Source organism: Streptomyces sp. Y7, assembly GCF_043195415.1.
Classification (GTDB): Bacteria; Actinomycetota; Actinomycetes; order Streptomycetales; family Streptomycetaceae; genus Streptomyces.
The window spans coordinates 252,129-273,258 of record NZ_JBIDDQ010000009.1 but is presented as its reverse complement, the minus strand read 5'-3'; the positions used below and the strand labels follow the sequence as shown (position 1 = coordinate 273,258).

16 protein-coding genes and 3 pseudogenes are annotated in these 21,130 nt (G+C 67.1%); 7 read left to right on the top strand and 12 right to left on the bottom strand.

What is annotated here, in order from left to right; all coding sequences use genetic code 11:
• The first annotated feature begins 257 nt into the window (after positions 1-257).
• Positions 258-1,847, top strand: coding sequence for a hypothetical protein (locus ACGFW6_RS24200; protein ID WP_393513425.1), 1,590 nt, complete (start codon positions 258-260; stop codon positions 1,845-1,847).
• Between the two features lie 249 nt (positions 1,848-2,096).
• On the opposite strand, the gene ACGFW6_RS24195 is transcribed toward ACGFW6_RS24200, so the two are convergent.
• The 3 genes from ACGFW6_RS24195 to ACGFW6_RS24185 form a co-directional block, all read right to left on the bottom strand.
• Positions 2,097-2,276: a hypothetical protein gene (locus ACGFW6_RS24195; protein ID WP_393513423.1), complete on the bottom strand. Its 180-nt coding sequence runs from the start codon at positions 2,274-2,276 to the stop codon at positions 2,097-2,099.
• A 203-nt stretch (positions 2,277-2,479) separates the two neighbouring features.
• Complete coding sequence (locus tag ACGFW6_RS24190) at positions 2,480-2,998, bottom strand: DUF1877 family protein (RefSeq protein ID WP_393513420.1); 519 nt, start codon at positions 2,996-2,998, stop codon at positions 2,480-2,482.
• Positions 2,999-3,015: 17 nt separating this feature from the next.
• The gene (locus ACGFW6_RS24185; protein WP_393513417.1) at positions 3,016-3,891 is read right to left on the bottom strand and encodes an undecaprenyl-diphosphate phosphatase; all 876 of its coding nucleotides are present in this window, start codon (positions 3,889-3,891) and stop codon (positions 3,016-3,018) included.
• A 326-nt stretch (positions 3,892-4,217) separates the two neighbouring features.
• Here ACGFW6_RS24185 and ACGFW6_RS24180 point away from each other — a divergent pair, with 326 nt between their 5' ends.
• Both ACGFW6_RS24180 and ACGFW6_RS24175 read left to right on the top strand, forming a co-directional pair.
• The gene (locus tag ACGFW6_RS24180; protein ID WP_393513414.1) at positions 4,218-5,423 is read left to right on the top strand and encodes a Gfo/Idh/MocA family protein; all 1,206 of its coding nucleotides are present in this window, start codon (positions 4,218-4,220) and stop codon (positions 5,421-5,423) included.
• A complete protein-coding gene (locus ACGFW6_RS24175) occupies positions 5,420-6,349 on the top strand; it encodes a PmoA family protein (protein ID WP_393513411.1) in 930 nt (309 codons plus the stop codon). The genes ACGFW6_RS24180 and ACGFW6_RS24175 overlap by 4 nt, the downstream gene beginning before the upstream one ends.
• 78 nt (positions 6,350-6,427) lie before the next feature.
• On the opposite strand, the gene ACGFW6_RS24170 is transcribed toward ACGFW6_RS24175, so the two are convergent.
• On the bottom strand, positions 6,428-6,898 hold the full coding sequence (locus tag ACGFW6_RS24170) for a winged helix-turn-helix transcriptional regulator (RefSeq protein ID WP_393513408.1): 471 nt from the start codon (positions 6,896-6,898) through the stop codon (positions 6,428-6,430).
• A gap of 164 nt (positions 6,899-7,062) precedes the next feature.
• On the opposite strand from ACGFW6_RS24170, the gene ACGFW6_RS24165 reads away from it, so the two are divergent.
• Positions 7,063-8,232 (top strand): thiolase family protein, encoded by a 1,170-nt coding sequence (locus ACGFW6_RS24165; protein ID WP_393513405.1) that lies wholly within the window; start codon positions 7,063-7,065, stop codon positions 8,230-8,232.
• Between the two features lie 26 nt (positions 8,233-8,258).
• On the opposite strand, the gene ACGFW6_RS24160 is transcribed toward ACGFW6_RS24165, so the two are convergent.
• Positions 8,259-9,041, bottom strand: a complete 783-nt coding sequence (locus ACGFW6_RS24160; protein ID WP_393513402.1) for a TVP38/TMEM64 family protein — start codon at positions 9,039-9,041, stop codon at positions 8,259-8,261.
• 49 nt (positions 9,042-9,090) lie between these two features.
• Between ACGFW6_RS24160 and ACGFW6_RS24155 the strand changes: the two genes are divergently transcribed.
• The 3 genes from ACGFW6_RS24155 (at position 9,091) to ACGFW6_RS24145 (ending at position 12,255) form a co-directional block, all read left to right on the top strand.
• The gene (locus ACGFW6_RS24155; protein ID WP_393513399.1) at positions 9,091-9,813 is read left to right on the top strand and encodes a DNA alkylation repair protein; all 723 of its coding nucleotides are present in this window, start codon (positions 9,091-9,093) and stop codon (positions 9,811-9,813) included.
• Between the two features lie 328 nt (positions 9,814-10,141).
• Positions 10,142-11,311, top strand: coding sequence for an elongation factor Tu (gene tuf / locus ACGFW6_RS24150; RefSeq protein ID WP_393513396.1), 1,170 nt, complete (start codon positions 10,142-10,144; stop codon positions 11,309-11,311).
• Positions 11,312-11,409: 98 nt separating this feature from the next.
• Positions 11,410-12,255, top strand: coding sequence for a spermidine synthase (locus tag ACGFW6_RS24145; RefSeq protein ID WP_393513393.1), 846 nt, complete (start codon positions 11,410-11,412; stop codon positions 12,253-12,255).
• Here the strand turns inward: ACGFW6_RS24145 and ACGFW6_RS24140 are convergent.
• The 7 genes and pseudogenes from ACGFW6_RS24140 to ACGFW6_RS24110 all read right to left on the bottom strand — a co-directional run.
• Positions 12,217-12,504 (bottom strand): annotated as a pseudogene (locus ACGFW6_RS24140) (MFS transporter); the annotation flags it as partial. The gene ACGFW6_RS24145 and the pseudogene ACGFW6_RS24140 sit on opposite strands and share 39 nt — an antisense overlap.
• Positions 12,505-12,546: 42 nt before the next feature.
• Positions 12,547-15,180: pseudogene (rpsA, locus tag ACGFW6_RS24135) on the bottom strand (30S ribosomal protein S1); the annotation flags it as partial.
• 291 nt (positions 15,181-15,471) lie between these two features.
• Positions 15,472-16,980: pseudogene (locus ACGFW6_RS24130) on the bottom strand (SAV_2336 N-terminal domain-related protein); the annotation flags it as partial.
• Positions 16,981-16,985: 5 nt separating this feature from the next.
• Entirely contained in the window at positions 16,986-18,032 is a 1,047-nt protein-coding gene (locus tag ACGFW6_RS24125) for an AAA family ATPase (protein ID WP_393513390.1), read from the bottom strand.
• A gap of 11 nt (positions 18,033-18,043) precedes the next feature.
• On the bottom strand, positions 18,044-19,564 hold the full coding sequence (locus ACGFW6_RS24120; protein ID WP_393513387.1) for a hypothetical protein: 1,521 nt from the start codon (positions 19,562-19,564) through the stop codon (positions 18,044-18,046).
• A 1-nt stretch (position 19,565) separates the two neighbouring features.
• The gene (locus ACGFW6_RS24115; protein WP_393513646.1) at positions 19,566-20,468 is read right to left on the bottom strand and encodes a trypsin-like peptidase domain-containing protein; all 903 of its coding nucleotides are present in this window, start codon (positions 20,466-20,468) and stop codon (positions 19,566-19,568) included.
• Between the two features lie 50 nt (positions 20,469-20,518).
• The gene (locus ACGFW6_RS24110) at positions 20,519-20,923 is read right to left on the bottom strand and encodes a CU044_2847 family protein (protein ID WP_393513384.1); all 405 of its coding nucleotides are present in this window, start codon (positions 20,921-20,923) and stop codon (positions 20,519-20,521) included.
• Positions 20,924-21,130 lie beyond the last annotated feature (207 nt).

The following is a 21,130-nucleotide window of genomic DNA, read 5'->3' as shown; positions in this document are numbered from 1 at the left end:
AGGGGCGGTGTCTTCCGGGGGAACGGCGCTTCGATCACTAGACTCCTGCCGGTCCCGAACAGTTGCACGTCCGGTGCCGCATCGCCCTGCTGCCTGGACTCGGCACTGACGACAGGTGAGTCCGCGATCCGGCTCGCCTCGGTACGCGCACCTCGTGGATCCGTTCCCGATCACGTCATGGATCAGCCGGTTCCCTCTGAGGGCCACGGGAAAGGGCCGGGCCTGGCAGACTGTGCGCGACCTGGGGGGAGATCGTCGTGCCGGATGAGCTGATCGTCCGCCGGATACTCGGGGACCAGCCGCTCGCCGAGATCGGCCGGCCCGAGTGGGCGGTGACCGACGCGCGTCACGGCTGTGTCATCGCGGCCGGTGACCTCGGACATGTCATGTGGCGCGGTACGGGCCAATGGCTGGGCCACCGGATCGGCGTGTACGAGGCCGGCACCCTCCGTCCGCGCCACGTCGTCGCCTCCCGCTACTCCGTATGCGCCATTGAGCCTCACCCCGAGCTACCGCTCGTCGCCGTCGGCACCGGCCGCTACGACGGCTCGTGGGACTTCGAGGGACAACTGCTCTTGCTGCACCTGGAGACCGGGTGCGTGACGAATCTGCTGAGCAAGAGCCGCCAAGTGCGCCACCTGCGCTGGCTGGAGGACGGCAGGCTCGCGATGCTGCTCTCTCCCGAGGACAAGGACGGCGGCTTCCGCAAGGGCTTCGAGCTGGCTGTCGCGGTGGACGACTGGCTGTCCGCTCCGGCCGGTCTGGTCGACCCCGACGAGGCACGCCATCCGATGGTCGAGAGCGGGCTCCTGTACGACCCCGGTGTACTGGACACCGTCGCGCGGCTGACCGAGGACCGGTGGCGGCGACGGGCGGAGGTGCGTGACCTGGCGGTGCTGGACGACGGCCGGGTGCTCGCCACCGGGCGGCACACGGACCTCGAATGCTGGGATCCGTCGGGCACGCCGAGGTGGACTCTTCCCGCCGACGGGGAGGGGAGCGTCCGGGTGGAGGCGGCGCCTGACGGCGAGTCGGCGTGGGTGACGTACCGGGGCTACCGGCGCGACGAGGTGACGGGACGACTCGTCGACCGCGCGGTCACCGTGCAGCGGATTTCGACGGCGGACGGCGATGTGGTGGACAGCGTGGACGTGCCGGCGGCCCCGGCGCTGTGCGCCGCGGACGAAGGCTGGCTCGCCCTGCGCCCGCAAGGGCGCGACGCGCACGCCACGCTGCTGTTCGCCCCGACGCACCAGGAGGCAGCACGCCTCGACGTCGCTCCCAGTCGCTCCAACTCCCCGGCGCTGCGGGTCAGACACAGCGCCCGTCTGCTGTACGTGGAAGGACCCGGCCCGGACGGCGAGACGCCGTGGATCCACGCGATCGATCCTCCCGGCGCCCACGGCCCCGCCACCCTGCGCCCCCTCTTTCCCCTGCGCTGGGACCCGGCGTCCGCATTCCAGCCCTGGTCCGGCCCCGCCGTAGAGCTGACGCACACCCTCATCCATGCGGGTCGGTCGTACAACCCGGGCGCCACCTACGCGGAAGGCCGCGAGGGCACGTACGTCGTGAGCCGCCGGCTGCCGGACGGAGAGGCACGCTGGGTGCACAGCACCGACAAGCCGCTCGCCGATCTCGACGGCGACGAGCGGAGGATGTACGTCGTGTATCTGACCGGTGAGGTGGAGATCCTGGACACGGCGACGGGCGAGGTGCGAGCCCGGCACATCCTGCGCGCGCACGGCCACCCGGTCACGCCGTCGTCCGCCGCGTTCCGGGCTGATCAACAGCGGCTGGTCGTGGGGACGGTGGACGGGCGGATCCTGGACTGCTCGGTCCCGGGGTGACCGGGCCGGTGGAAACCGCGCCGGTACGAGTGGATCGTGACGCCGCCGGCCACTGAGGTCCGTGCGCGGGTTCGGGCGGGGGAACCGGGGCGGGCGGCCGAGCTGTTGCCGCGAGGGCGGCCGTATCCGGTGGCGGACGAAGTCCTCGCGCACCTGCGGGCCCGAAGGCGGCCCTGCGCCCTTATGCGTGGCTGCTGCGATCGCTGCTGCCCGGCGTCAACTGGGGCTGTCCTTCTCAGGATCCGCTCTTCAAGCGGCTTTGATGACCTCACCGCGGATGGCGGCGGCCCATTCGACCACCAACAGCTCGTACTCCGCGCGCTCCTGGGCGGACAGCGAACCGCCCGCACGCAACCACAGGGCACGAATGGCCTCGTTCACCTCGGTGGCAGACCGCACGGAACCAGGGCCTAAGGAATCGGGGGACATGCCGACAAGCCTAGGGGCAAGAGCTGACGGTCCGCTACCGGACGGCTACGCGCAACGTATGTGATTGGTCACGGATTTCAGGCGGACCCCTATTACTGACCAGTGAGTCAGCAGGTCCGGGGCTCGAAACACGATTCCGGGCCCTGCCGCCGGAAGGCTCGGAACGCGCCCCGGACCGGGGGCTCCGGCCGTGAAACCGGAGCTCAATCCGTCCAGACGATCACGCACTGTCCATGCCGCGCCGCCCCGTCGTAGAACTCCCGCATCGCCGTGAAGTGGTGGACGAGGTAGGCCCGCACATCACCGTTGAAGCCGCGCCCGAACCCGCACGCGGCGGCCGCCTCCCCGGTGGCAGATGGCAGATCCGCGAGGACACCCTGGAGGTCGACGGAGGCCAGGGCGCGAGCGATGTCCGCGACAGCGGCGGCGGTGAGGAGCCGTGGTGGGCCGTCGAAACCGTCGTAGACCTCGACGTGATCGAGGAAGCCGACGTCCCCGCCGCGGTCCCCGGAGATGGCCCGGTCGAACAACGTGACCAGGTCCGCGCCGGCCGCGGTTGCGCGGCAGTACTGGAGGAGGCCCCAGACCGCCCAGTCCGTGTCGAGGTGGTCCTCCGGCGGCGGGTCCCAACCGGGCGCCGCCCCCGGCGAATCCGCCGCCGATACGCGGCACCGCTCAAGGTACTCAGGGGTGATGCGCGCGAACTGCTGGGTGAGGGCCATCGGCGGGACCGGGCTCGTCAGCCCGCCGACTCCGCAGCATGGGGGCTCAGGACGCCCGCCGTCACCAGGACGATGATGACGATGCCGAGGGCGATGCGGTACCAGACGAACGGCATGAAGCTCTTGGTGGAGATGTACTTCATGAACCAGGCGATGACCGCGTAGCCGGTCGCGAAGGCGATGATCGTGGCGAAGATCGTCGGGCCCCAGGAGACGTGGTCGCTCTCCATCGCGTCCTTGAGCTCGAAGAGGCCGGACGCGAGGACGGCCGGGATCGCGAGGAGGAAGGAGTAGCGGGCCGCGGCCTCGCGCTGGTAGCCCATGAAGAGGCCACCGCTGATGGTCGCGCCGGAGCGGGAGACGCCCGGGATGAGGGCCGCGGACTGGCAGAGGCCGAAGACCAGGCCGTCCTTGACGTTCAGGCTCTCCAGGGACTTGCGCTGCTTGGCCGCGCGGTGCCGCCCGCCCGTCTCGTCGCGGGCCGCCAGCCGGTCGGCGATGCCGATGATGATGCCGACGACGATCAGCATGGTCGCGGTGATCCGCAGATCGCGGAACGGTCCCTCGATCTGGTCCTTGAGCGTCAGGCCCAGCACACCGATCGGGATCGAGCCGACGATCACCAGCCAGCCCATCTGGGCGTCGTGGTCCTGGCGCATCTCCTTGTTGGTCAGCGACCGCAGCCACGCCGAGATGATCCGCCCGATGTCCTTGCGGAAGTAGATCAGCACCGCGGCCTCGGTGCCGATCTGAGTGATCGCCGTGAAGGCCGCGCCGGGGTCCTCCCAGCCCGAGAACGCCGCGGTCAGCCGCAGGTGCGCGCTGGAGGACACCGGGAGGAACTCGGTCAGCCCCTGGACGAGCCCGAGGATGAGTGATTCGAACCAAGACATGAAGTTACTGAGTCCAAGTGCTGATCGTGGCAAGGGGCGATGGGGGACACGCGTCGGCGGCGCAGTGATCGCGAGTGTCGAGGGGCAGCGTAGCGTCCCGCGATGACAGCTCCGGCACAGGGGCCGGGGCAGGCGCACGCCACCCATGCGTAAACCGGTGTTGACCTGCTGCGGGGCCGCCGCTTACGTTGCAGCCAGCGGAAAGCGCTTGCTGAACCGCTCTTGCTGCACCCCCTGTCGTATTTCTGCAGCACGCTGTCGTATTTCTGCAGCACGCGAAGCCGGTCACCCGTAGTTCGTCGCCCCGGAGGAGTCCGATCACGCCCATGGCACCATCCGAGACCCCCTCCCCCTCCGCCACCCACCGGCCCCACCCGGCTCCGCTCGCCGGCCGCCGGGTCAGGGTCGCCGTGATCGGCACCGGCGCCATCGCGCGCGACTCGCACCTGCCCGCGCTGGCCCGGCTCGCCGAGGAGGGCGAGAGCGAACTCGTCGCCGCGGTCGACATCGACGCGGCCTCGGTCGAGTCGTTCCGGGCCGTCGCGGGCGGACAGATCCACGGCTACACCGACCTCGACCACATGCTCCGGGAGCAGCGGCCCGACCTGGTCGTCATCTGCACCCCGCCCACACTCCACCGCGCCCAGACCGTCGCCGCCCTGCGCGCCGGCGCCTGGGTGTGGTGCGAGAAGCCTCCGGTGCCGAGCCTCGCCGACTTCGACGCCGTCGAGGCCGAGGAGGGCCCGGACGGCGGCCCGTACGCCTCGATCGTCTTCCAGCACCGCTTCGGATCCGGCGCCCGGCACGTACGGCGCCTGCTGGCCGAACGCGCCATGGGCCGCCCGCTGGTCGCGCACTGCCAGACCACCTGGTACCGCGACACCGCGTACTACGCCGTGCCCTGGCGGGGCCGCTGGGACACCGAGGGCGGGGGGCCCGCGATGGGGCACGGCATCCATCAGATGGATCTGCTGCTCGACCTGCTCGGACCGTGGAGCGAGGTGCGTGCCATGGCCGGCAGGCTCGTGCACGACGTGGAGACGGAGGACGTCTCGACCGCCCTGGTGCGGTTCGCGAACGGTGCGATGGCGACCGTCGTGAACAGTGTGCTGAGCCCCGACGAGGTCAGCCGCATCCGCATCGACTGCGAGCGCGCCACCGTCGAGCTGACCCACCTCTACGGCCACCGCAACGACAGCTGGCGCATCACACCGGCCCGAGGCGTACCGGACGCCGAGGCCGCCACCTGGCAGGACTTCGGCCCGGACGTGCCCAGTTCCCATCTGGAGCAGCTGCGGGAACTGCTCGCGAGCATGCGCGCCGGGCAGCGGCCGCGCAGCAGCGGGGCGGACGGGCGGACGAGCCTGGAGCTGATCGCCGCCCTGTACAAGTCGGCGTTCACGGACGCGACGGTGCGGGCGGGCGAGATCGTCCCCGGCGACCCGTTCCACTCGGCGATGCACGGGGGCGCGCCGGGCTGGGCGCCCACTCCGGACGAGCGGGCCGGCGCCCGCGACGAGGCCGCCGCGTGACCGGGCCGCGCGTCGTCCACTCCTACGGCGACCGCGTCACCGTCACCGATCCCGTCACCGGCGTCGAGCTGCTCGCCTACGTCTACCGTGCGGAGGCCGCCTGGGAGGCGCCGAAGCCGTACGTCCACCCGCTGCGGACCCTGGCCGGCGACGTCGTCACCGACCACCGGCCCAACGACCACCGCTGGCACAAGGGTCTGTCGCTGACCGCGTCGCATCTGTCGGGAGCGAACCTGTGGGGCGGCAACAGCTACGTCCACGGACAGGGGTATCTCGAACTGCCCGAACGCGTCGGGTCGATGGCCCACGCCGGCTTCGACGAGGTCTCCTCGGCGGACGGCCGCGTCGTCATCGCGGAGCGCCTGACCTGGCATCCGCACAGCGGTGAACTGTGGGCCGACGAGCGGCGCCGTATCGAGGTCCACGACATCGAACCGGAGTCCGGCTCATGGGCCCTGACCTGGACGACCGCCGTGACGAACCGGCGTGACGAGCCGCTGCGGTTCGGCAGCCCCACGACCGCGGGGCGGGAGAGGGCCGGTTACACGGGCCTGTTCTGGCGCGGCCCGCGCGCCTTCCGGGGCGGCCGGATCATCGCGCCGGACGGCGAGGGCCCCGGCCTGATGGGCGAGCAGGCGCCCTGGCTCGCGTACTCCGGCGAGCACGACGGCACCGACGGCCACGCGACCCTCGTCTTCGAGCACGCTCCCGAGAACGACCACGCCGGCGACCGGGGCGCCCACCCCGCCCACTGGTTCGTCCGCGACGAGCCCTTCGCCGGTGTGGCCCCGTCCTGGGCGTTCCACGACGAACTCGTGCTGGCGCCGGGCGACACCCTCTCCCGCCGCTATCGGGTCGTCGTGGCCGACGGGGTGTGGGAGCGCGAGGAGATCACCAAGTACCTGGAGACGCACCCCTGGTGCTGAGGCCGGGTGGGGATCCGGCGTACCGACCCGTGGTGCTGATCCTCGTGCCGGGTACGGCCGTCCGGCCCGGCGTTCGTCTCACGCCGCCGTCGGGCCCGAGACCGACCAGCCCGGCACCTGGGGATGAGCCGTGAGGTCCTCGTGGCGCACCGGGTCGCCGCAGGTCCGGCAGGTGACGACCGGGACCAGTTCGTTGCCGCAGACGTGCTCGATCACCATGGGGCGGTCGTCGTCCTGGCGCAGATGCCGGTCGCCCCACGCCATGAGGCTCATCAGGACCGGCTCCAGTTCCAGCCCGGCCTGCGTGGGCCGGTACTCGAATCGCTGCGGGCGCTCGCTGTAGGCCCGTTTCGTGAGGATCCCGGCGTCCACGAGGCGGCGCAGCCGGGTGGCCAGGATGTCGCGCGGGGCGCCGATGTTGCGCACGAGCTGGTCGAAGCGGCCGTTGCCCAGGCACACCTCCCGCAGCACGAGCAGGGAGTACTTCTCGCCGACGAGGGCCAGGGCGTCTGCGATGGAGCAGGGGCGCGGATCTTTGGTGGCGGCCATGCCGCTCAGTCTAGGGGCCTGGTTCGACTCTCCAACCTGATGGGTTTGATTTTCCAACTCGCCGAGCTATGGTGAGTTCGGATTTCCTACTCACCGGTAATCGCGCCGGTCACCACACCGGCCCAAGCGCAGATCACCGCCCGGCGGCCAAGGAGGCCCGCACCATGCGTGACGCAGTCATCGTCGAAGCCGTACGCACTCCGATAGGCAAGGGCAAGCCGAACGGCTCCCTGGCGCACGTCCACCCCGTCCAGCTCCTCGCCCACACCCTGCGCACCCTCGTCGAGCGCACCGGCGTCGACCCGGCGCTGATCGACGACGTCATCGGCGGCACGGTCGACCAGGTCGGCGAGCAGGCCATGAACACCACCCGGTACGCGGCCCTGTCCGCGGGCTTCCCCGAGACCGTGCCGGCGACCACCGTGGACCGCCAGTGCGGCTCCTCCCAGCAGGCCGTGCACTTCGCCGCGCAGGGCGTGATCTCGGGGGCGTACGACATGGTCGTCGCGTGCGGCGTCGAGTCGATGAGCCGGGTTCCCATGTGGTCCAACGTGCCGCCCGGCAAGGACCCCTTCGGCCCCGGCATCGCCGAGCGCTACCCGGAGGGCCTCGTCCCGCAGGGCATCAGCGCGGAGCTGATCTCCGCGAAGTGGTCGATCACCCGCGAGCAGATGGACGAGTTCGCCGTCTCCTCGCACCGGAAGGCGGCCGCCGCCTGGGAGCGCGGTCTGTTCGACGCCGAGGTGGCACCCCTGGACGGCGTCGCACGCGACGAGTGCGTACGACCCGGGAGTACGACCGAGATCCTCGGCGGTCTGAAGCCCGCCTACCACGACCCGGCGTTCGCCGAGCGCTTCCCGCAGATCGAGTGGAACGTCACCGCGGGCAACGCGAGCCCCATCAACGACGGCGCCTCCGCCGTCCTCATCACCTCGAGCGACACCGCGGCCCGGCTCGGTCTGCGCCCCCTCGCCCGGCTGCACAGCTTCGCCGTCACCGGGTCCGACCCGCTGCTGATGCTCACGGGCGTCATCCCGGCTACCGAGAAGGTGCTGCGCAGGGCGTCGCTGTCCCTCGGCGACATCGACCTGTTCGAGGTCAACGAGGCGTTCTCCAGCGTCGTGCTGGCCTGGCAGCAGGAGACCGGAGCCGACCTCGACAAGGTCAACGTCCACGGCGGCGCGATCGCCCTGGGCCATCCGCTCGGCGCGAGCGGCACCCGGCTGACGACGACCCTGGTCCACGCGATGCGCGAGCGCGGCGCCCGCTACGCCCTGCAGACGATGTGCGAGGCCGGCGGGCTCGCCAACGCGATGATCGTCGAATCGGTCTGAGCCACCCGGGCGCGGGCCCGCCCCGCTCAGCGGCGGCGCAGGTGGTGGCGCTTGCGCCAGGCCACCACCGCGCCCGCGAGCGCGGGCAGCGCGATCGCGGCCACCGCGATCAGGAACACCGGGGACGTCGGCTGCGAGGCCCGGGCACCGGCGACGACGTACGCGCCGATGTTGGGGATCGAGCCGAGCGCCGTGGCCAGCAGGAAGGGGAGGTAACCCATCTTGGAGACGGCGGCGGCGTAGTTCGCGGCCCAGAACGGCACACCGGGGAACAGCCGCACCGCCAGCATCGACCGGAAGCCGTGCTTGCTGAACTGGTTGTCCGCCGCCTTCAGCAGCCGGCCGCGCAGCAGCGGGCGCAGCGCGCCCTGGCCGAGCATCCGGCCGAGCGCGAAGGAGATGCCGGCGCCGATCACGGTGCCGGCCATGGCGGCGCCCATGCCCAGTGCCGAGCCGAAGAGCGCGCCCGCCGCGAGGTTCAGCAGCGGCCGCGGCACGAACGCCACCGTGATCAGCCCGTACCCCACGGCGAACAGCACCACCGCGACCGGGCCGCCGACCTGCGGTGGCCAGCCGTGCGCCAGGAGCTTGTGCGGCTCGAAGAGCAGCACGGAAGCGGCGGCGGCGGCGAGCAGCACCAGCAGCAGGGACAGCCGTGACCAGGGCGAGAGCAGCACTCTGCCGCACCGAGCGGCGAAGCCCGCGGGTACGGGCGCCGGAACGGACGCGGTGAGGGCGAGTTCGCCTGCGGCGGGCTGCGGCGAGGCGGTGGCGGTGCCCCCAGAGCGGGTGGTGGCATCGTCGAGCATTCGGCGACAGTAACCGACAAAGATGTGTGATCGCCGTATGGTTCGTCTCATGGGCGTCACAGGAACGGGAACACTGGAAGTTCCGCGCAGCGTCCTGGCCGACACGGTACTGGCGCGGCTCGTCCCCGCGTACGCCGCCGCGGCCGACCCGGAACGCGCCGTGGCCATGCGGGCGTACATGAAGGACGTGGCCCCTTTCCTGGGTCTCACGACCCCGGCGCGCCGCGCCCTGACCCGCACTGTTCTCCAGGGCACACCGCGGCCCGACGAGGCCGACTGCACCGCGGTCGCCCTGCGCTGCTGGGAACTGCCCGAGCGTGAGTACCACTACTTCGCCGTCGACTATCTGCGCCGGCACGTGGGGCGCTGCTCCTCCGGCTTCCTGCCGGTGGCCCGGCAGCTGATCGCGACCGTCTCCTGGTGGGACACCGTCGACCTGCTCGCCGCCCATGTCGTCGGTGGACTCGTCACCGCCGACCCGAAGCTCACGGCGGACATGGACGCCTGGATCGGCGACGAGGACCTGTGGGTCGCCCGGACGGCCCTGCTCCACCAGCTGCGCTACAAGGAGCGCACCGACACCGAGCGCCTCTTCGGCTACTGCCTGCGCCAGTCCGGCCACCCCGACTTCTTCATCCGCAAGGCCATCGGCTGGTGCCTGCGCGAGTACGCCAAGACCGACCCGGAGGCCGTACGGGAGTTCCTGGCGCGGGAACGCGGCCGGTTCGCGCCGCTGTCGGTGCGGGAGGCGCTGAAGAACATCGGCGCCTGAACTCCCGTACGGCGGAACCCATCGGCACCTGAACTCCCGTACCGCGGAACCCATCGGCACCTGAACTCCCGTACCGCGAAAACCATTCGACGTCGGGCGATGCGTCGACGATGATCGACGTCATGTTCCGGCACGCCTTCGTCCTCGCAGCATCCGCAGTCGCGGATGCTCCGAAGGCTGCCGTTCCGGTCCTCCTGACCGCAGCCGACGGCGCCCGAAGCTGACCCTCTCCGGACAGTCCGGCGGACCCCGCAGGGGGAGGGTCGGCAAGTCCTCGGGGTCCCCATCTCCTTCGCAGAGAACTCTGCCGAGACTTCGAGGTACAGCCATGTCCAAGACCGCATACGTGCGCACCAAGCCGCATCTGAACATCGGCACCATGGGTCATGTCGACCACGGCAAGACCACCCTGACCGCCGCCATCACCAAGGTCCTCGCCGAGCGCGGCTCCGGCACCTTCGTGCCCTTCGACCGCATCGACCGGGCGCCGGAGGAGGCCGCGCGCGGCATCACCATCAACATCGCGCACGTCGAGTACGAGACCGACACCCGTCATTACGCGCACGTCGACATGCCGGGCCACGCCGACTACGTCAAGAACATGGTCACCGGCGCCGCGCAGCTGGACGGGGCGATCCTCGTCGTGTCCGCGCTCGACGGGATCATGCCGCAGACCGCCGAACACGTGCTGCTCGCCCGGCAGGTGGGCGTCGACCACATCGTCGTCGCCCTCAACAAGGCCGACGCGGGCGACGAGGAGCTCATCGACCTCGTCGAGCTGGAGGTCCGCGACCTGCTCTCCCAGCACGGCTACGGCGGCGACACCGCGCCCGTCGTACGGGTCTCGGGGCTGAAGGCGCTGGAGGGGGACCCCCAGTGGACGGCGTCGGTCGAGGCGCTGCTCGACGCGGTCGACACCTACGTTCCCATGCCGGAGCGGTATGTGGACGCGCCGTTCCTGCTGTCCGTCGAGAACGTGCTCACCATCACCGGCCGGGGGACCGTGGTCACCGGGGCCGTCGAGCGGGGCACGGTGCGGGTGGGCGACCGGGTCGAAGTGCTCGGCGCCGGGCTGGAGACCGTGGTCACCGGCCTGGAGACCTTCGGCAAGCCGATGGACGACGCGCAGGCCGGGGACAACGTGGCGCTGTTGCTGCGCGGCGTCCCGCGGGACGCCGTCCGGCGGGGGCACGTGGTCGCGGCGCCGGGCAGCGTGACGCCGCGCAGCCGGTTCACCGCGCAGGTCTATGTGCTCTCGGCCCGCGAGGGCGGTCGTACGACCGCTGTCGTCAGTGGCTACCGGCCGCAGTTCTACATCCGCACGGCGGATGTGGTGGGCGACATCGACCTCGGCGAGGCGGGCGTCGCGCGGCCCGGGGAGACGGTCACGATGACCGTCGAGCTGGGGCGGGAGGTCCCCCTGGAGCCGGGGCTCGGGTTCGCCATTCGTGAGGGTGGCCGGACCGTGGGGGCCGGGACCGTGACCGCCGTCTCGTAGAGGCTGGTGCTGGTGCGTGGGGGACTGCGGGCCCGGTGTGACCGGGTCGCGCGGTTCCCCGCGCCCTGAGGTCGGCGGCTCTCACCGACAATGGAGCAGTGAACGACTCGATACCCGTCGCCAGGACCACCGACCGCGGCTTCACCAAGCTCATGCCCGACGTCGATCGGACACGGGCCTGGCTGCTCACCGTCGACGGGGCGCCTCAGTCGTACGTCGATCTTGACGATCCGGAGCACCTGGAGTTCGAGTACGCCCGTCGGCTCGGACACGTCCTGGACACCGTCGCGGAGGCCGGGCGTGCCATGGAAGTGCTGCATCTCGGGGGCGGGGCGCTCACCCTGCCCAGGTATGTGGCGGCCACCCGGCCCGGGTCCCGGCAGGACGTCGTCGAGGCGGATCGGGGGCTGCTGGAGCTGGTCGTCGAGTGTCTGCCGCTGCCCGCGGGGGCCGGGATCGCGCTGCACGCGGCCGACGCCCGGGCCTGGCTGGAAGCGGCCCCCGCGGGCTCGGCGGACGTCGTCGTCGCGGACGTGTTCGGCGGCTCCCGGGTGCCCGCGCATCTGACGTCCGTCGAGTACGCCCGGCAGGCCGCCCGGGTGCTCAGAGGCGGCGGGGTCTACCTCGCCAATCTCGCCGATGCCGCGCCGTTCGCCTTCCTGCGGTCCCAACTCGCCAACTTCGGCGCCGTGTTCGAGGAGCTGGTGCTGATCGCCGAACCGGGAGTGCTGCGCGGGCGGCGCTTCGGGAACGCGGTGCTGATCGCCGCGCACGAGCCCGTCGACACGGCTGCCCTCGCCCGGCTCATGGCCGGTGACGCCTTCCCCGCCCGGGTCGAACACGGCGCCGCCCTACGGGAGTTCATCGGCGGCGCGCGACCCGTGCGGGACGAGGACGCGGTGCCCTCACCCGAGCCCCCCGACGGGGCTTTCAGCATCGGCTGAGCCGACCCGTTCGCTCGAGGACACGTGCTTGGTGCGGCGCCGGAGGTTGCGCACGTCCGGCACGCACAGCACCGCCGCCGTGACGACGACCACCAGCGCGGCGCAGCCCCACAGCGCCGAGGTGCGCCCGAACGCCGCCTCCGCCGGGCCGGCCAGGGCCGTCGCCGCCGGGACCAGGGCAACCGACCCGAACCAGTCGTAGGCGGCGACCCGGGAGAGCTTGTCCTCGGGTATCTCCTGATGGAGCGCGCAACACCTAATCGAATGTACTCACTCTCTCTGCCGCCGCCTTTACATGTTCGCGCGCGGTTCGTTCCGTCTTGCGTCCGTGAGCCGTTCGCGCAGCGCCGTGAGGTTGTGCTGGCGGTTAGTGGTGTCGGGGTGGTCGGGGCCGAGGGCGGTCTCGGTGATCTGCAGCGCCCGCTCCTCTAGCGGCAAGGCGTCAGCGTGACGGCCCAAGTCCGACAGGGTGCTGGCGAGGTTGTCCAGGCGGGTAGCGGTGTCGGGGTGGTCGGGGCCGAGGGCGGTCTCGGTGATCTGCAGCGCCCGCTCCTCAAGCGGCAAGGCGTCAGCGTGACGGCCCAAGTCCGACAGGGTGCTGGCGAGGTTGCCCAGGCGGAGGCCGGTGTCGGGGTGGTCGGGGCCGAGGGCGGTCTCGGTGATCTGCAGCGCCCGCTCCTCAAGCGGCAAGGCGTCAGCGTGACGGCCCAAGTCCGACAGGGTGCTGGCGAGGTTGTCCAGGCGGGTAGCGGTGTCGGGGTGGTCGGGGCCGAGAGCGGCCTCGGTGATCTGCAGCGCCCGCTCGGCCAGCGGCAAAGCGTCAGCGTGACGGCCCAAGTCCGACAGGGTGACGGCAAGGTTGTCCAGGCGGAGGCCGGTGTCGGGGTGGTCGGGGCCGAGGGCGGTCTCGGTGATCTGCAGCGCCCGCTCCTCAAGCGGCAAGGCGTCAGCGTGACGGCCCAGGTTCCACAGCGTGACGGCGAGGGTGCTCAGGCGGAGGCCGGTGTCGGGGTGGTCGGGGCCGAGGGCGGTCTCGGTGATCTGCAGCGCCCGCTCCTCAAGCGGCAAGGCGTCAGCGTAACGGCCCAAGTTCCACAGGGTGACCGCAAGGTTGCCCAAGCGGCTAGCGATGGTGGGGTGGTCGGGGCCGAGGGCGGTCTCGGTGATCTGCAGCGCCCGCTCCTTCAGCGGCAAGGCGTCAGCGTGACGGCCCAAGTTCGACAGGGTGCTGGCGAGGTTGCCCAAGCGGCTAGCGATGGTGGGGTGGTCGGGGCCGAGGGCGGTCTCGGTGATCTGCAGCGCCCGCTCCTTCAGCGGCAAAGCGTCAGCGTGACGGCCCAGGCTCGACAGCGTGACGGCGAGGTTGTCCAGGCGGTTAGCGGTGTCGGGGTGGTCGGGGCCGAGGACGGTCTCGGTGATCTGCAGCGCCCGCTCCTTCAGCGGCAAAGCGTCAGCGTGACGGCCCAAGTCCGACAGGGTGCTGGCGAGGTTGTCCAGGCGGTTAGCGGTGTCGGGGTGGTCGGGGCCGAGGACGGTCTCGGTGATCTGCAGCGCCCGCTCCTTCAGCGGCAAGGCGTCAGCGTGACGGCCCAAGTCCGACAGGGTGCTGGCGAGGTTGTCCAGGCGGTTAGCGGTGTCGGGGTGGTCGGGGCCGAGAGCGGCCTCGGTGATCTGCAGCGCATGCTGCGCCAGTGGCAAGGCCTCAGTGCGACTTCTGCTGACTTGGGCACGGTGCAGTTCAAAGCGGGCCTCTGCCTCGGCGTACTGGCGTTCCCACTCGTGGCGTTGCTTTTCGTAACCCGGCAGCCAGTCGTTGGTCTCCGGGTCAAAGCCCTCGGGGTAGATGTAGTTGCCCTGGTCGTCGTACGACGCGGCCATGCCGTACAGGGTCGGGTCGAACTCGACCGCCATCGGGTCGGCACCGAAGGACTCGTTAGCCTGCTTGAGGGACAGGAAGATTCGGCGACGCTCCAGGTCGATGTCGATGACCTTGACGAAGATCTCGTCGTCGACCTGGACGGCCTGCTCCGGAATCTCAACGTGGCGCTCGGCCAGCTCGGAGTTGGAGACCAAGCCCTCGACGCCCTCGTCCACGCGGACGAACGCACCAAACGGGACCAGCTTCGTGACCTTACCGGGCACGACCTGGCCAATCTGGTGGGTGCGGGCGAAGTGCTGCCACGGGTTTTCCTGGGTCGCCTTCAGCGACAGGGAGACACGCTCGCGGTCCATGTCGACATCCAGGATCTGAACCTTAACGTCCTGGCCGACCTCGACAACCTCAGAGGGGTGGTCGATGTGCTTCCAGGACAGCTCGGAGACATGCACCAGACCCTCGACGCCACCCAGGTCCACGAAGGCACCGAAGTTGATGATCGAGGAGACCACGCCGGAACGGACCTGACCCTTCTGCAAGGTCGTGAGGAACGTCTGGCGGACCTCGGACTGGGTCTGCTCCAGCCAGGCACGACGGGACAGGACCACGTTGTTGCGGTTCTTGTCCAGCTCGATGATCTTGGCCTCGAGCTCCACGCCCACATAGGGCTGGAGGTCGCGGACACGGTGCATCTCGACCAAGGAGGCCGGCAGGAAGCCGCGGAGGCCGATGTCGAGAATGAGACCACCTTTAACGACCTCGATGACGGTACCGGTGACGACCCCGTCCTCTTCCTTGATCCTCTGGAGAGCGCCCCAGGCACGCTCGTACTGAGCGCGCTTCTTCGAGAGGATCAGACGGCCTTCCTGGTCCTCCATCTGCAGGACCAGGGCCTCGATTTCATCGCCCACGGCGACGACCTCGTTCGGGTCGACGTCGTGCTTGACGGACAATTCACGAATTGGGATGTATCCGAGTATTTGATCACCGAGGTCGACGACTACTACGTCCGATGCAACCCTGACCACGGTGCCAACAAGGGTATCCCCGCTCTTAGGCCGGGTTCTGCGCGGCCCTTCGTGAACATGGCGGGACCTTTCCGAATTTAGGAACATGGCAGCAGAGCGAGATCGGTCGCGTACGGCTGCAGCGAGTTGGCGGGCGATTGAAAGATGCTGGCCTCCCGCGCCAGCAAGAACAGTTACAGCAACCTCAGCGAAGGGCAAACTTCGTTCGTCGAGCCGAGTCAGCGGCGCCACGGCCTCAGATTCAGTTACCAGTGAGGCTAGGGCTCTGAAGTCGAGAGTCCCTCCGAAAGTCGCCGCTACTCTACTAGAAACCTTCGGCAAGACTTGCTCAAGGAGACGTACGGACTCCCCTCGGGTGAGTTCAGTCAGCAGCTCTTCTCGGACACCCGTGCGAAAATCATAAATCTCGTCGTCCGGGTCCTCGGCCGCTGGTAGCCCTTTCTTCCTAGTGATTAGACCTGAAACAAACAATTCTGCAAGGTCAGTTTGTTTCGAATTAGGGACGGCAGCCTTCTGTACCAAACGCATGACAGGCAAGCTTAGAGGCGCCGCCGCGAGATAACAGGCCAGTCGATAGGCATCGGGCGAACACCCGCTGCGAAAACGTGCAACTTGCTCAGCAGCAGACGTCTTCTTCAACGAAAATTCCTTGGAGCGCCGTGGAGGGCTCATTCCCTGCACCGGAGCCGCAAGCATCGGGACCCACCCAGCTCTATGTCCTGCAATCTGCTCTACCCAGGGAGCGAGCCAGCCGCCATCAACCTCCATGACCGGAACCCAACGCGCGACCCCCCGATTCGCAACCCCCCGCGCTGCCCGGATATCGCCAGGTGCTCCCGTTCTTGCGCGAACGTTAGGAACGGGACGACGCACGTCAATGACACTAGCCTCTACTGGGGCCGTACGTAGGGCCGTACGGTGCCACAACCGTCGAGGCAAAACTTGCAGCGCTGCCGTCGGGCGGTTGCCGGCAGCCTCACCCAGAAGCGAAGGGAGTTTAGTCCCATACCATGCCGGACCGACAGCATCGGTGAGCACGAACAAGATCCGACGACCTGAGGGGTCTTGGAAAGGCGGGAACCAATGCGGTGAGGAGGCTCGATGCGGCGCACGGTATGAACGCCTGCGGTGAAACGGAGCTAGAAATGGGACTGAAGAGTCCGTATTCATAGCCCAGCAACGTACTCTCGCGAATGCGCCATGCCGTTCTAGTAGGTCGTAAAAATCCACTGCTAGGCCATGCCAGACCGCCATGGTGGCGCCGGTGTCTACCACTAGGTCGACGGAGAAACGCGGCTCCTGGATTGGTTGCCATACGGGGAGTAGCCGACCAGCTTCGCTGCTGGCTTGAGCGGTGGCCTCCTCGTCGAGACAGGACACGCCGCGGGCATCCACTAGTTGCCGAAGAGGGCGCAGTGCCCGTCCTATTGCCAAGGAGCCAGAGAGGTCCGGGGGGCGGGTCACTCGGACGACGTGATCAGAATTACTGCCGGAGTCACTGACTCGGCTACGAGGAAACGATCGGAGCCGCACCTTGGGCTCGCCCTCGGACTGGACGGTGCCGTCAGAGCTCCCTGTATGTGCTTCGTCTGATGTAGATGATCCGTCCTCATTGACGTCACGGGTCTGCCCACCCCTGGACGCCTCATTCCTAGTTGTGCTGGGGCGAGAGGGAGCATCAGCCAGGGGCATCAGTCCGGCAAGTCGTGAGATCCACAAGACGTCGGCGAGGTCGTCAGGAGAGAACTCCCCGTCTTCCGCACCAAGGAGCTGAGCGAGGGCTTCGCGTAGCCCGCATCGTTCGAGTGGCCGTCCAGTCATGCTAATCAACTGTCACCGAGCGAACGCAGCAGCATGTTCTGAATGACGTCACGACCTGACTTGTGGGACCACAGGCCACGCTCGGCCATGAGTAGTGCGTTCAGTAGTTGGTCATTTGCCAGGTTCGCTCCCTCTTCACGTTGGCGACGAAGGAACTCTGTGATCAAGTCAGCACGGGCCGATTCTGCTTCTGGGGCCTCGCCCAAATGGGCTGCAACCATTGCAGCCAATCGCGCGGCATCTGGCGGCTGCACCTCAAGACGTACGCAACGGCGAAGAAACGCCTTAGGGAACTCGCGTTCTGCATTGCTGGTAAGAATTACGAAGGGGAATTCCGCACACCGCACTATACCTCCCTCTACGTTAGCAACCCGGGCCGGATCTGCCGTCATAACCTCCTGGTTGCCTGAGCCGAGCCGGGAGAGCTCTGGAATCTCGAATTCACCCTCCTCGAAAACGTTGAGTAGGTCATTCGGCAGATCGACATCGCTTTTGTCAATCTCATCGATCAACAAGACTCTGGGATGGCGCCACGGCAAAAGGGCAGTACCCAGAGGTCCTAGCCTCAGGTACCGTCCAATCTTAGGCTCTTCCAAACCCTTCGAATCGCCTCTTATCCCGGCATCATGAAGTCGCCCGATTGCATCATAGGCGTATAGGCCGTCACGAAGAGCTGATCGGCTGGTAATCGGCCAACGTAGCACGGGGCCCAAACGCAATTCGTGTGCTACAGCGTAGGCCAGCGTAGATTTCCCCACCCCGGGTTTACCAGTGATCAATAGTGGGCGACGCAGATGAAGTGCGAGATTAACCAACTGCACTTCGGCTTTGTCTGCCTGGTAAGCCGCCGCCTGCCGGACGCGCCCGAGTCGCCGGTTGGTAGCACCGGAAGAGTGCTCCTGGGACGGCAGGGGCAACAATGGCTGGCCTGAGGTATCGCCGAAGGACCGCCAGGCTGGTGGTGCTGGCAGGTCACTAATACCGGAATGAGGGATCCCGGTTCCCCTGTAGATCCACCACTCTTCCTCCTCCGACTCATGACTGATTTCCATGAGGCCACTCCTCACATCATTCCGGCGAAAGGGGTGTCTTGGTCCGGATCGAGGCAGTCCGGGTCGTCCCACAGCAGCGTGATGTTATTACGCACATCATCCGTTCCCGCGGCACGCCCCTTTCGACGGCACAGGTGGACCGTCTCCGGGAGGTCAGCAAGGCAACTAGGCCTGTTCTCTCGTAGTGCTTCCAGCAACTCAGAGGGCGCCCCTTTATCTCTCCGCCATAGCAGCACCGGCATTCCTTCCGTAAATATCGCATCATCCACTGCGTCACGCATGGGGGCGTCAAGCTCGTCGTACGGCACGCTCAACCCGAGGCAGGCGAGTGCGGGCTGGGAGGCTACCCAACGTGTAAGTTCCGTTGCTCGTTCGGAGTCCAACGCGGGCCAGCCAATCAACTCAAGCGCATCTGCCTCTTCCCTTTTTTGTTGAAGGCAGTTCCAGCGCTCCCTCCAAGGGCGAGTGTCCAGCCAAGCATCTATATACCGCTCTAGCGAGCGAACAACCACAGGATGATGTTGCCCTAGGGGACGTCGAGTAGCACCAGTTGACCACAATTCAGCTGGATGACCGAGTAAAGATGTCGGCAGGAGGAACTCAATCCTGACATGACCGCCGGCAGATGCACGTACCTCACGCGCCAAATCAGCCCAGCGAGTTAGGCGGGTACTACCCTCGCCAATCAGCTCATCTTTAAAGAAGGACTCAACTTGCCCGAGGCTGCCAACGCGCTCCAAGCGTCCGCCAGATAACGACTGCCGGTAAAAAGATGCATGCAGTCGATACCGTCCATTTGATACGTGTTCGGCATCTTCAGCCTCAAGCCGAATCTGCACGATTAAGCGGTAACTCTCCGAATTTGCAATGTCATCTACGGTCGCCGCTTTCCCGTCAGACGTCATTTTCGCTAGGATGTCTCGAACTGGCGCGAGCTCCGCATACACAGGGCTTGTCGCGTCAGAACTAAATGCGCGCAGAAAACGGAACATGGCGGTCAGGTTCGGGTCGTCGCGGAGGTCAGCGAGGTGGGACAAAATCTCCGGCAACGTCTCCCTGCCGCGCAGGGTGTGCAGCCCCTTGCTCGATCCGAGCAGATATGTATGCAGTCTATGAGGTCGAGGCTGTGAGGTCAGCCCACGAAGAGATTTAATTAGAGACAGTATGTGTTCGGAAAGTAGTGGCGCGCAGTCCGTCAATGTGAGCACGATTAATTTTAGCCATGGCATTGCACCGTCGTGAGGTGTTTGCGCAGCTAGTGAATCGGTCAGCGATTCTAGGACCCCCAACGGATCTGTACGCGAGGCGGTGACGCCCAGAATTGTCCTGACGTGAATTCTCGGGTCCGAGGATTCGGGAACGTCATGATTAATATCACGTGACCGCTCATCTTTCGCCATTTGATCAAGTAAACTCAGGCGGAACTCAAGGCGCTGCATTTTCTCGAACCTCAGCAGCACATCGCACAAGAGATCTCCTGCCGCTTGAGACCAAGGGCCGGCCTGCATCTCTGGATTCTGCGCAAAGCTCATATCACTGCATACCCTCCCAGTCGCCGATGGTGCGACTGACGACTAAACGAAGACGCTCAAGGGCGGCGTCGTAAGGTACGAGTTCCTCCATCGCTGTGTACATTGCCTGCAGCGCGCTCTGGCCGTCTCGGTAGTGTCTACACCGATGCACCAGGCGATAAAGATGGTCTCTTCGATCGGAACGATCGTCAACTTCAAAGGAATGTGGCAGTCCCAGATGGTTCCCCATTTTCTCGAGCAGATCGTAGCGGCTATCGGGGCGGGCCAAGGCGGGAAAGGCCATCAAAGCTTCCACGATTTCTGCATCAGTCGGCAGACGAGCGACCGTGGCAAGGTTTTGGTGCGGAGAACTGTTCGTGCCAAGAAACGCTGCGAGCGCGGTCACGGGGACAAACCAACCGCCCTGATCGACTGAGTATGAGCGGCTGCCCTTGAGTACGCCGTAGACCAGGCGGTCTGGGCCCAGCAGCATACTGCCGCTGTATCCCTCTTTTACTCCATCCCCCAATACTCGCATGAAACCAGCCGACCTGCCGGCAGAGCGAAGAATAAGCGATTCAGGCTGCACTCCAGGAGTTGGAGTATCGGGGGAGTATCCAAGTGCAATTAATTGCGCTCCAATTTCTGCCTCACTTGGTGCCATATCGGCCACTGGATGTCTTTTCCAATGTGGCACTGAGAGACACGCTAGGTCCGGGTACGGGTAAAACCGGCTTCCATCGTGCCGGGGCGGCTCAGTTCGGATGCACTCCATCGGCACTACATGCGCACCCGACGTATGGTGCACGGTGACTTCTGTGGCTGGCCCATCTGCACCCGTAATAACGTGCGCGGCTGTAATCACCACGCCGGTTGATACGAGGAATCCACTGCCACGGAACTGGCCATCGACGGAAATCCACACTGTGCAATGGCGAGATGTTTCGATTTCGCTCAGGCCTAGCTGCGACACCGTCACTCAACGTCCTGATCGCCTGCGTGGTCGCCTCGACGCGAGGCCAGATCCCAAGAAAGCCGGATAGTTAGCCCTGCCTCGCTGCCAGCCTCAGCTATTACACCAAGCAACTGGCCAGATTTCACTGCTAACTTAAGTCCGAACTCAACCTCGAAGGCGTCCGGTGCTCCCGCGGAGCCCTCGATGATGCTCTGCGCAGCCCACCGGCCTACACCCTGTACGGTGCTACGTACCTGGTCCAGTGTCATAGCTACAGCAGAACCGAGTTGGGCGGCGCGCTGCCCGCTGCGCATCCCAACATCGCCGTAGTCGGCGGTGGGAGGTTGCTGAAAGGGTAAGTCGCCGATGACTTCGGCTGACACGGTGTCACCGTTGCCCAAGTCGATCGTTACTATGTCACTCATACGCCCCCCAAGTTCATGATGTCCGTGACCATGATAGGCGTCTCGCTTCAACTTGGGGCATGACCTGGAAGGTTGGGCCTACCGCACGAGTAGCTTCGATCTTGAGGTGTACACGCCACAGGCACGAATGAAGGGTGTTCTCAGGCCTCGACTCGCTCAAACCTTGCTTGGACAGAGCGGCGAGGCCTCCGTATACCTCGCGCTGGG

Coding starts and splice junctions, on each gene's coding strand:
- ACGFW6_RS24125 (WP_393513390.1), bottom strand. CDS start 18,032: ATGGAAATCAGTCATGAGTCGGAGGAGGAAGAGTGGTGGATCTACAGG.
- ACGFW6_RS24160 (WP_393513402.1), bottom strand. CDS start 9,041: ATGCTCGACGATGCCACCACCCGCTCTGGGGGCACCGCCACCGCCTCG.
- ACGFW6_RS24185 (WP_393513417.1), bottom strand. CDS start 3,891: ATGTCTTGGTTCGAATCACTCATCCTCGGGCTCGTCCAGGGGCTGACC.
- ACGFW6_RS24165 (WP_393513405.1), top strand. CDS start 7,063: ATGCGTGACGCAGTCATCGTCGAAGCCGTACGCACTCCGATAGGCAAG.
- ACGFW6_RS24180 (WP_393513414.1), top strand. CDS start 4,218: ATGGCACCATCCGAGACCCCCTCCCCCTCCGCCACCCACCGGCCCCAC.
- ACGFW6_RS24120 (WP_393513387.1), bottom strand. CDS start 19,564: ATGAGCTTTGCGCAGAATCCAGAGATGCAGGCCGGCCCTTGGTCTCAA.
- tuf (WP_393513396.1), top strand. CDS start 10,142: ATGTCCAAGACCGCATACGTGCGCACCAAGCCGCATCTGAACATCGGC.
- ACGFW6_RS24170 (WP_393513408.1), bottom strand. CDS start 6,898: ATGGCCGCCACCAAAGATCCGCGCCCCTGCTCCATCGCAGACGCCCTG.
- ACGFW6_RS24190 (WP_393513420.1), bottom strand. CDS start 2,998: ATGGCCCTCACCCAGCAGTTCGCGCGCATCACCCCTGAGTACCTTGAG.
- ACGFW6_RS24195 (WP_393513423.1), bottom strand. CDS start 2,276: ATGTCCCCCGATTCCTTAGGCCCTGGTTCCGTGCGGTCTGCCACCGAG.
- ACGFW6_RS24110 (WP_393513384.1), bottom strand. CDS start 20,923: ATGAGTGACATAGTAACGATCGACTTGGGCAACGGTGACACCGTGTCA.
- ACGFW6_RS24155 (WP_393513399.1), top strand. CDS start 9,091: ATGGGCGTCACAGGAACGGGAACACTGGAAGTTCCGCGCAGCGTCCTG.